The organism is Sphingopyxis sp. BSNA05 (assembly GCF_013265645.1).
Lineage (GTDB): Bacteria > Pseudomonadota > Alphaproteobacteria > Sphingomonadales > Sphingomonadaceae > Parasphingorhabdus.
The window spans coordinates 1-10,709 of record NZ_PYIA01000010.1; the positions used below are offsets into that span (position 1 = coordinate 1).

General features: G+C 57.4%; 7 protein-coding genes and 2 pseudogenes. 7 read left to right on the top strand and 2 right to left on the bottom strand.

Features of this window, described 5'->3' with window-relative positions; all coding sequences use genetic code 11:
* From C8024_RS00960 to C8024_RS00975, 4 genes are all read left to right on the top strand, one after another.
* The coding region (locus C8024_RS00960; protein ID WP_173202621.1) for a TonB-dependent receptor at nucleotides 1-1,489 on the top strand (1,489 nt) is incomplete at its 5' end.
* The gene (locus C8024_RS00965; RefSeq protein ID WP_173202622.1) at nucleotides 1,486-1,878 is read left to right on the top strand and encodes a TonB-dependent receptor; all 393 of its coding nucleotides are present in this window, start codon (nucleotides 1,486-1,488) and stop codon (nucleotides 1,876-1,878) included. The genes C8024_RS00960 and C8024_RS00965, both read left to right, overlap by 4 nt.
* A 275-nt stretch (nucleotides 1,879-2,153) precedes the next feature.
* Nucleotides 2,154-4,550 carry a TonB-dependent receptor gene (locus C8024_RS00970; protein ID WP_217271911.1) on the top strand — a complete coding sequence of 799 codons (2,397 nt, stop codon included), beginning with the start codon at nucleotides 2,154-2,156 and terminating at the stop codon, nucleotides 4,548-4,550.
* 149 nt (nucleotides 4,551-4,699) lie between these two features.
* On the top strand, nucleotides 4,700-5,491 hold the full coding sequence (locus tag C8024_RS00975) for an SDR family oxidoreductase (protein WP_173202624.1): 792 nt from the start codon (nucleotides 4,700-4,702) through the stop codon (nucleotides 5,489-5,491).
* 2 nt (nucleotides 5,492-5,493) lie between these two features.
* Here the strand turns inward: C8024_RS00975 and C8024_RS00980 are convergent.
* Together C8024_RS00980 and gyrB are read right to left on the bottom strand one after the other, a co-directional pair.
* Nucleotides 5,494-5,846: pseudogene (locus tag C8024_RS00980) on the bottom strand (thiol-disulfide oxidoreductase DCC family protein).
* A gap of 117 nt (nucleotides 5,847-5,963) precedes the next feature.
* Nucleotides 5,964-8,479, bottom strand: a pseudogene (gene gyrB / locus C8024_RS00985) (DNA topoisomerase (ATP-hydrolyzing) subunit B).
* A 148-nt stretch (nucleotides 8,480-8,627) separates the two neighbouring features.
* On the opposite strand from gyrB, the gene C8024_RS00990 reads away from it, so the two are divergent.
* The 3 genes from C8024_RS00990 (at nucleotide 8,628) to C8024_RS01000 (ending at nucleotide 10,319) form a co-directional block, all read left to right on the top strand.
* Nucleotides 8,628-9,068, top strand: coding sequence for a GxxExxY protein (locus C8024_RS00990; RefSeq protein ID WP_173202626.1), 441 nt, complete (start codon nucleotides 8,628-8,630; stop codon nucleotides 9,066-9,068).
* On the top strand, nucleotides 9,065-9,466 hold the full coding sequence (locus C8024_RS00995) for a PaaI family thioesterase (RefSeq protein WP_173202627.1): 402 nt from the start codon (nucleotides 9,065-9,067) through the stop codon (nucleotides 9,464-9,466). Before C8024_RS00990 ends, C8024_RS00995 begins: the two co-directional genes overlap by 4 nt.
* Before the next feature lie 340 nt (nucleotides 9,467-9,806).
* On the top strand, nucleotides 9,807-10,319 hold the full coding sequence (locus tag C8024_RS01000; RefSeq protein ID WP_173202628.1) for a hypothetical protein: 513 nt from the start codon (nucleotides 9,807-9,809) through the stop codon (nucleotides 10,317-10,319).
* Nucleotides 10,320-10,709 lie beyond the last annotated feature (390 nt).

Below are 10,709 nucleotides of genomic sequence, written 5' to 3' on the forward strand. Positions count from 1 at the left end.
AAAAGCCTATACGGTGGGCGGGCATATTTCCGGTCCGCTTACCGAAACGCTTGGTATCCGCGTCGCTGCGCAATATCAGGACATCGATGAATATGTGAAGCTGGCCCCGGACACGGCCGCTTTCAATCCGGATGGCAGCATCCGCGATGCCCGCGGACTGCAGAGCTTCGTGAGCCGCGTAACCCTGCAATGGGATCCGGTCGACAATTTCAGCGCCAATCTGAAGTTGAATTATGTCAAAAATGAAAATGACGGCGCGGTTGGCCATTCCGATATCAATTGCGGCGCCAACGGGGTGGCGGATCCTGTATATCTGCTCTCCGGCGGTCTGGTCATTCCGTCCAACGCCGACTGCAACGACAGCGATGGTCTCTACCATCACTCTGACGGTGCCGCTGCTCTGACCGGTCAGCTTCCCGACGGTTCGGCCGGAAAGCCGCGTTTTGAAAACGGTGTTCCCTATGGCGAGACGGAAATTTTCTTCGGCAGGCTCAAATGGGATCTCGATCTCACCGACTCGCTGACCCTGTCATCGGTTTCCGGCTATCTGAGCCTCGATGCGGTTGACACCGACTGCTATGCCTATGTCGGTCAGTTTTCGCCCACCGTACCGGCCAATGCCGGCTGTAGCGATCCGCAGAACAAAACGGAGCAATATACGCAGGAACTGCGTATCTCCAGCGACTTTGACGGAATGTTCAACTTCATGGTCGGCGCTTTCTACGAAGACCGCACCATCGATTTCAATACCTCGCAACAGGGTGTGAACATCTCTTTCGTCGGACCCGATCCGGTCACCGGCAATACCTATGACTGGTTCAAGAAGCAGAATACCAAGACCGAGGCGCTGTCGCTATTTGCCAGTGCGACCCTGGATCTTACCGACCAGCTGGAACTGTCCGGCGGGATCCGCTGGACCGACGAGAAAAAAGTCTCGCGCATCAGCGTTCCTTATGTCCACACGTTCCTTTCCGCGACACCGGCTTTTATCAGCAGCGGCTTTTTCTCCGGACCGATTACCTTCAAGGACTCCAATTTCTCGCCTGAAGTCTCGCTGAAATATCAGGCGACGCCGGATATCAATATCTATGGTGCGTTCAAGACGGGTTTCAAGTCAGGCGGTATTGACAACAGTGCGCTGCCATCAAACAGCCTGCTGGGCTTCAACGATCCGGATCCGGCCGTCCGTCAGGCGGTTGCCGACGCGCTGAAATTCAAGTCCGAGACGGGTCTTGGTGGTGAAGTAGGCGTCAAGGCGCAGTTTGCAGACCGGACCGTCACGTTGAACACCTCGATCTTCTATTATGTGTTTGACGATCTGCAGGTGCAGAATTTCGATGCCGCTACGGTCCAGTTCCAGACCTTCAACGCCAGCCAGCTGACCAGCCAGGGTGTCGATGTCGAATGGGGATGGCGCACGCCGGTCGAGGGCCTGAATCTCTCCGGTTCGATCGCTTATACGGATGCCAAGTTCACAGCGCCTTCGTGACAACCTCGGGTGAGGATATCGATGGCCGCAGAGCGGCGCGCGCGCCGGAATTTGCTGCCAACGCGGCCTTTGACTGGACGGTACCGATGGGGGACTCGATCGAGCTCGGTCTCAACGGCAACATTCAGTATAGCGGTTCCTATTTCACCAATGAGGATTCCATCTCGGATCTCAAGCAGGACAGCTATGTGTCCATCGATGGCTCGATCTCGGTCGGTGATCCGGAAGGCAAATGGAAGCTGTCGCTGGTCGGGGTGAATCTGACAGATGAAATCTGGATCAACACCAGCGGCGGTCGTCCGTTCCTTGAACCGGGCGTCGGCGACGATCTTGTGGTCACGCAGAACCGTGGTCGTCAGGTCTTCGTGGAGGCCGCCTTCAAGTTCTGATATACGCTTCTGTTGAACAAATCGGGCCGGGGCAGCGCAAGCTGATCCCGGCCTGTCAATTTTGGTAATAGAGCAACGCTCCAAATAGCGAAAGTGACAGTAGCAGGCACCAAGGGACCTGTTAGTCGCTTGCAATTAAGGCGGCAAATAAAAAGCCGTCAGTTTTGGATGTACCTCAGGTTCATAGCTGAGGTATTTTTTTGGAGGTTCTTATGAGTTCACAATCGACACGTCTTGATACAATATTGCCCCGCAATTCCGTCCGGGGGTTGCTGATGGGTTCGGCAGCGAGTCTGGCCTTCGCCGGCATCGCCGCACCAGCCCATGCACAAGATGCTGCCGAATATGACGACAGCAATGTCATTACCGTGATCGCGCGTAAGCAGACCGAAACCTTGCAGGAAGTGCCTGTGACCGTCTCCGCCATCGGAGGCGATACGCTGGAGAAGTTCCAGGTCAATGAAATCGCCGACGTAGTCAGCCGTGTGCCCGCGCTCAATGTGCAGGTTGGTGGCTCCGGTTCGGGCGGCCAGATCAGCCTGCGCGGCGTCGGGTCATCCAATATTTCCGCAGCATTCGATTCCGCCGTTGCCTTCGACTTCGACGGTGTCCAGGTGAGCACGATGCGTATCGTGCAGGCCGGCTTCTTCGACGTGCAGCAGATCGATGTCCTGAAGGGGCCCCAGTCGCTGTTCTTCGGCAAGAGCGCCTCGGCCGGTGTTTTCGCCATCCGTTCCGCCAATCCCACAAGGAGTTGGGAAATGGGCGGCAAAGCTTCCTACGAGTTTGAAGAAAATGGCTACACCGCCGGTGGTTATATTTCCGGTCCGGTTACCGACACGCTGGGCATCCGCGTGGCTGCGCAATATCAGGATATCGAGGATTATGTGAAGCTTGCGCCGGGTACGCCAGCCTTCAATCCCGATGGCAGCATCCGCGATTCCCGCGGAATCAGCAATTTCATCAGCCGCGTGACCCTGCAATGGGATCCGGTTGACAATTTCAACGCCAATCTGAAGCTGAACTATGTCAAGAACAAGAGCGACGGCGCCATTGGCCATACCGATGTGAACTGCGGCGCCAACGGCGTGGCGGATCCCGTTTATCTGCTCCAGGGCGGGCTTGTCATTCCGTCCAATGCCGATTGTAACGACCGCGATGGCCTCTATCATACATCCGACGGTGCCGCGGCGCTTGTGTCGAACGTACCAGCGGGTTCCGGTGGTGACACGCGCTTCGAAAATGGCGTTCCGTATGGCGAAACGGAGATTTTCTTCGGGCGCCTGAAATGGGATCTGGACATCTCCGACTCGCTGACCCTGTCGTCGGTTTCCGGCTATCTCAGCCTCGATTCCATCGATACGGACTGCTATGCCTATGTCGGGGAAATCGCTCCGGGCGTTCCGGGCAATGCGGGTTGCAGCGACCCTGTCAACAAGACCGAACAGTTCACCCAGGAACTGCGCGTTACCACCGATTTTGACGGCATGTTCAATTTCATGGTCGGCGCTTTCTATGAATCGCGCGACATTGATTTCGATACCTCGCAACAGGGCGTGAACATTTCCTTTGTCGGACCGGATCCGGTTACCGGATATACCTATGACTGGTACAAGAAGCAGAACACCAAAACCGAAGCACTGTCGTTTTTTGCCAGTGCCACACTGGACCTGACCGAACAGCTGCAGATTTCCGGTGGTGTGCGCTGGACCGACGAAAACAAGACCAGCCGTATTTCCGTGCCCTATGTCCACACATTCCTGTCATCGGGCCCGGCGTTCATCCAGAGCGGCTTCTTCTCCGGACCAATTGAATTCAGCGATGACAATTTCTCGCCTGAACTTTCGATCCGTTATCAGGCTACCCCGGACATCAATATTTACGGTGCTTTCAAGACCGGTTTCAAATCCGGCGGTATCGACAACAGCGCTTTGCCATCCTCCAGCTTGCTGGGCTTCAACGACCCGGATCCCGCCACTCGTCAGGCTGTAGCCGATGCGCTGAAATTCAAGTCGGAAACCGGTCTCGGCGGTGAAGTGGGCGTTAAGGCACAATTTGCCGACCGTACGCTGACGCTCAACACTTCGGTTTTCTACTATGTGTTTGATGATCTTCAGGTGCAGAATTTCGATGCCGCTGCGGTCCAGTTCCAGACGTTCAACGCCAGCCAGCTGACCAGCCAGGGTGTCGATGTCGAATGGGGATGGCGGACGCCAGTCGAAGGTCTGAACCTTTCCGGTTCGATCGCCTATACCGACGCGAAATTTACCGCTCCGTTCGTGACGACCTCGGGTGAGGACATCGACGGCCGGGCCGCAGCTCGTGCGCCAAAATTCGCTGCCAATGCTGCCTTTGACTGGTTTGTTCCGCTGGGCGATGCCCTCGAACTGGGACTGAACGGAAACCTCCAGTATAGCGGATCCTATTTCACCAACGAGGATTCCTTCTCGGATCTCAAGCAGGACAGCTATATTTCCATAGATGGTTCCGTCTCGATCGGCGATCCCGAAGGAAAATGGAAATTGTCGCTGGTCGGCGTTAACCTGACCGATGAAATCTGGATCAATACCAGCAGCGGTCGTCCGTTCCTCGAGCCAGGCGTTGGCGACGATCTCGTGGTCACGCAAAATCGCGGCCGCCAGGTATTCGTGGAAGCTGCTTTCAAGTTCTAGTCAACTCCCGTTGATTAATCTGGGCCGGGTTGACGCGAGTTGATCCGGCCCTTTTTTACGAACGGCAATAGCCATTGTGAGAGTAGTGCCCAGTTGGTGAACGGCTAATATGGAGCAACGCATAACAACTGGATTGGAGGAGCAAGTCTATGGGACGTCTGGAAGGAAAAAAGGCGATAGTTTTGGGGGCCGCAGGTCGCGACAATATGGGGCAGGTGATTGCCAGGCGGTTTCACGATGAAGGCGCCGATGTGCTGGTCGCGGGACGCAAGGAAGAAGAACTGAAGCGCTTTGCCGAAGAGATTGGCGGCCATTATGCGCTTTGCGATCTTACCAGCGAAGCCGATATCAAGGCTCTTGGCGAGACAGCAAAAAGCAAATTGGGCGGCGTTGATATCGCGGTTAACGCAACCGGCCTGGGCTTTCTCAAGCCCTTCCTGGAAAATACCAAGGAAGAACTGGAAACCATGTCGGCGCTGCAGCTGGTCGGGCCGTTCCAATTCTATCAGGAAATGATCAAGGCGATGGGCGATGGCGGATCGTTGATCCAGATCAGTTCGGCCACGGCAACGATCATGCTCAACGACCACGCTGCCTATATGGGAACCAAGGCCGCGACCGACCATATCATTCGCTGCGTGGCGCATGAATTCGGCGAGCAGGGTATCAGGGCCAACAGCATTTCTCCGGGACTGACACGGACGCCGATGACCGCTGGCGTCGATCAGGTGCCGGGACTGGTGGAGTCCTTCAAGGCGCGCTATCCGCTTGGTCGGATCGGCACCAGCGAAGACATCGCCGCCGCGGCGGTATTCCTCGCCAGCGACGAATGTTTCATGACCGGCGAAAATCTGCAGGTAAACGGTGGTCTGTGCCTGCGCGGCAACCCGATCCGCAAGGATCAGGAGCTGATGATGGGGGCTGTCGCCGCCGCTTCCTGACCCTAGTCTATCGACTTGAACCGCTTCTGGATGTGCGGCCGGATTTTGAGGAACTGGATGTACAGGGCTTCAAGGATCGGCAGCACGCCCGGAATGCGGGCGGCTTGGCCAAGCGGCCGCATGACCGGGATGGCGCGCCACATGGCGGAAAAGGCGGCGGCGCCTGATAATATTTTCCATTTTCCGCAGCGTGAAATCGCTCGAGCATCAATCGCCGGTCGATCGGGCAGGACGCGCCGGCTGCGGAAATATCCGTGAATGTGATGGCGCTGCGCCTATCGAGCCTGCGCATCAGGGCGATTTCCCGGATGCACAGCGGGCATGCACCATCATACCAGACGGTAACCCGGCTCATCGGCTCTTCCCGATATCGCAATCGTGCTTCATTCCTGCCTCGCCATCATCATGGCAGACAGTTAACGATCGGGATGCTCCTTCGCCATATGCCCCAAAGGCCTAAGGGCAGCAGAGGCTAGATATCCAGATTGGCGACGTTCAACGCGTTGTCGACAATGAACTCGCGCCGCGGTTCCACGACTTCGCCCATCAGCTTGGTGAAGATATCGTCGGTCACGTCAGCCTGTTCAACCGTTACCTGAAGCAGCGAGCGCACTTCCGGATCGAGCGTCGTTTCCCACAGCTGTTCCGCGTTCATCTCGCCAAGACCCTTGTAGCGGGATATGGCGAGGCCCTTGCGGCCTGCGGCCATCACCGTATCAAGCAGCTCTGAAGGGCGCGTGATCAGCGTTCCTTCGGAGCCGATGCCGGCATCCTCGCTGCTATCCGCGTCACCGCTGGCCGATTTGATCAGCCGGCTGCCGCTGCCATAGGTTGCGGTTTCTTCCGAGGCGAGCTGGTGCAGCTTGCGCGCTTCGGCGCTTTCCAGAAATTTCGCTTCGATGATATGGTGGTCGGTGACCCCGCGCCAGAAACGCTGGAACAGATAGCCGCCTTCTTCGGACACCTGGCCCGACCAGCGGCCTTCCTCGTCAACCTTGTCCATCCAGGCTGCGGTCGCGTCGACGGCGGCTTGCCGTTCCGCCTGCCCGTGATCCGGATTGAGAGCGCCTGTGAGGGCCATTCCCTCGACAATGGTGCTGTCGTAGCGCCGCGGCACATAGGTCATCAGACTGCGCATTCTGCGGGCATGTTCGATCAGGCCGCGCAGGTCTTCACCGCTGCGCGCGCCCTCGGCGGTGTGCAGGACCATGCCGCTCAGACCGGCTTCGACCAGATATTGATCGAGCGCATTGTCATCCTTGAGATAGACTTCGCTCTTGCCCTTGCCGACCTTGTAGAGCGGCGGTTGGGCGATGTAGAGATGGCCGCCAAGAATGATTTCCGGCATCTGCCGATAGAAGAAGGTCAGCAGCAAGGTACGGATATGCGCGCCGTCGACGTCAGCGTCGGTCATGATGACGATCTTGTGATAGCGCAGCTTTTCAAGATTGAAATCCTCTCGGCCGATACCGGTGCCCATGGCCTGGATCAGCGTGCCGACTTCCTTGGACGAGAGCATCCGGTCAAAACGGGCGCGTTCGACGTTGAGGATTTTGCCCTTGAGCGGCAGGATCGCCTGATACATGCTGTCGCGGCCCTGTTTGGCCGACCCGCCAGCGGAGTCCCCTTCCACCAGGAAGAGTTCGCATTTGCTCGCGTCTTTTTCGCGGCAATCGGCGAGCTTGCCGGGCAGCGAGGCAATGTCCATCGCGCCTTTGCGCCGAGTCAGTTCGCGCGCCTTTTTCGCCGCTTCGCGGGCGGCAGCGGCATCAATCACCTTCTGGATGACCATTGCGGCGTTCTGCGGATTTTCCTCGAGCCATTCGGCGAGCTTGTCGGCCATCAGGCTTTCCAGCGGCTGGCGCACTTCGGAGGAGACCAGCTTGTCCTTGGTCTGCGAGCTGAATTTCGGATCAGGGAGTTTGACTGATACAATTGCCGACAGGCCTTCGCGCATGTCGTCGCCGGTCAGCTTGACCTTCTCTTTCTTCAGTGCGCCGGAGCTTTCGGCATAATTGTTCAGCGTCCGGGTCAGCGCCGAGCGGAAGGCCGCCAGGTGGGTGCCGCCGTCGCGCTGCGGGATGTTATTGGTGAAGCAGAGGACGTTCTCATAATAGCTGTCGTTCCACTCCAGCGCGACATCGATGATGACATCGTCGCGGTCGCCGTGGATGGCGATCGGCTCGGGGACCAGCGGCGTCTTGTTGCGGTCGAGATATTGCACGAACGCGGCGATTCCGCCCTCGTAGAACAGATCGATTTCCTTGACCTCTTCATGCCGTGCGTCGCGCAAGATGATATGCACGCCGCTGTTCAGGAAGGCGAGTTCGCGATAGCGATGCTCGAGCTTCTCGAAATCGAAGTCGGTGATCTTGAAGGTCGCGGGAGACGGGAAGAAAGTGACTTTCGTGCCCTTCTTGACGCCCGATGCATTGTCGGCAGGCGGCGCATCGCCGACCACTTTCAGTGGCCTTACCGCATCGCCGAATTCGAAGCGCATGTTATGCGCCTTGCCGTCGCGCCAGATGTCCAGTTCCAGCCATTCGGACAGGGCGTTGACCACCGATACGCCGACGCCGTGCAGGCCGCCGGAGACCTTGTAGGCATTGTCGTCGGAGGTATTCTCGAACTTGCCGCCAGCGTGGAGCTGGGTCATGATGACCTCGGCTGCCGAGACGCCTTCCTCGCTGTGCATGCCGGTCGGGATGCCGCGGCCATTATCCTCGACCGAGACGCTGCCGTCGGCGTTGAGGGTGATCAGGATCAGGTCGCAATGGCCGGCGAGGGCTTCGTCGATCGCATTGTCCGATACCTCGAACACCATGTGATGCAGGCCGCTGCCGTCATCGGTGTCGCCGATATACATGCCAGGCGCTTGCGAACTGCATCCAGGCCCTTGAGAACCTTGATGGAATCGGCGCCATATTCGTTTTGATTGGAAGATTTGGAAGCATCTTCCGGCTTATCGTCATTGCTAATGTCACTCATTCCCCGACCATAGCCGCTGGAACCGGCAAACCCAAGGAAAATGTAGGATTCTTCGATAATATTACTGCAAGAAATCAACTGCTTAACATATTAGGACAAGCGGAATAAATTTCTCGCGCGAAGCCGCGAAGAATGCGAAGAATTCGCTATGAATAATCCGGTTGAAGAGCTGTCGGCAATGGCGGTGGAATGCGGATACAGGTTGCATGCCGACCTTGGTCCGGGACTGCTCGAAAGCGTGTATGAGGCGCTTCTCGCCCGATCGCTTTCCAATCTGGGGTTGAAAGTTGATCGGCAGAAGCCGATCAAGATCAGATATCAGGATGTCACGTTAGAGGAAGGTTTTCGCGTTGATTTGCTTGTGGAAGACAGGTTGCTGATTGAATTGAAATCAACCGAAAGGCATATGCCGGTGCATGCCAAACAGCTGCTGACATATCTCCGTCTGATGAACCTACCGGTCGGTTTGCTAATGAACTTCGGTGCGCCGACTTTCAAGGCAGGATGCAGGCGCATCGTCAATAACCACACTGACTTCGCTGCTTCGCGCCTTCGCGTGAACCAGAATCAAAAAGGATCCAAATCATGACCAATCCAGCCGATATGGTGCCCTTTGCCAAGACCATGGGGATCACGATTACCGAGATGGACAAGGACGTCGTGCGCGGCAAAATGCTGGTGCGGCCGGAGATTTGCACTGCGGGTAACGGAAGGGGCAGCCCCAGCATCCACGGCGGCGCGGTGATGACCTTCGCCGACGTGCTCGGCGCATTCGGCGGTTTTGCCAATCTGCCCGAAGGGTCGAGCGGTACGACGACTTCGGAAAGCAAGACCAATTTCCTGAGTGCGGCCCCCGAGGGCTCTATCGTCTATGGCGAGGCCACGCCGTTCAAGGTCGGCCGCCGCCAGTCGGTCTGGCAGACGAAGATCACGCTGGAGGACGACACGCTGGTGGCCGTGGTCACGCAGACCCAGATCGTGCTGTGAGGGATCATATATTCCCATCGATGTTGCCACATGCGCCGTGCATGCTGAACGCGCAGTAGCCTAGCTGCGCACCGTTCGTCCTGAGCTTGTCGAAGGACGCTGGAGACCGTGCAGGTGCTTCGACAGGCTCAGCACGAACGGAGAGTCGGGGGTACCGATCGGGTTCAGGGCGAACGGCGGTGGGCCTTAAAGAAATCATTGCGGGCGGGGATGGAGGTCCTTCGACAAGCTCAGGACGAACGGCAGGCTGGCAGGCTTCGATCCGCTCTGCGCCCGGGCTCGTCCTGCCCAATTTATTCGCAGCTTCCCAAAGTGCCCGCTTTTGCGCTAAACCTCTGGCATGAACAGAACCCTGCTCGCCGCTTCCCTTCTATGCCTGGCAACCATCGCCTGCTCCGAATCCACCAAGGTCAGCGACGATCTGGCCGAAAGCAGCTCCTATATCGACAATCCGACCGGTCGGACCGAACGGGTCGAGACCGGACCCACGGCCAAGCCGGTGCGTATCGGCGAAGGTGGCCCCCGTTTCGATGCCTGCCAGTCGGTCGGCGAAGTCGGCCGCCATGTCAGCGGATCGCTACCGGTGCTGAGCGCGCCCTTTGACGCCGCCGAAAAATCGACAGTCTCGCCGCCGGCCAGATCGTCCATATCTGCACCCGCAGCATCGACCAGCAATGGTTCGGCATTGTCTATGACAAGCCGTCCGATCCGGCGAACAGCACGCCGGTCGATTGCGGCGTGTCCTCTCCGGTGCGCGCCAAGCGCAATTATGACGGCCCGTGCAAGAGCGGCTGGGTCGAGAGCACTTATGTGGTGCTGGTGGCGGGGTAGTTTTATCACGCGAAGACGCTAGGGCGCGAAGAGGTCAGTGATTGGGGCAGTGAAAGTGAGAGCTTTGCACCCTTATACCAAGGACGTCGTTGCGAGCGCAGCGTGGCAATCCAAAGCGGCACGTACTGATGATGGGTGCAGGACGCTCTGGATTGCCGCGTCGCTGCGCTCCTCGCAATGACGATGGTCTGTCCAGATTTTGGAATTTCGGCGCACCGACTTTCAAACTGGGTCTCAAACGTATCGTCAATAACTATCACTCTTAGCGCCTTAGCGTCTTTGCGTGAAAATCGTCTCCGCATGTTGAAAAGAACTTCGGCCATGGTGTGGATTTTATCAACTCTCATGCAATCGAACAGCGAATGTGCTGCCCAAGGCGATCTGGGTGGAATTTTATCACGCGAAAACGCTA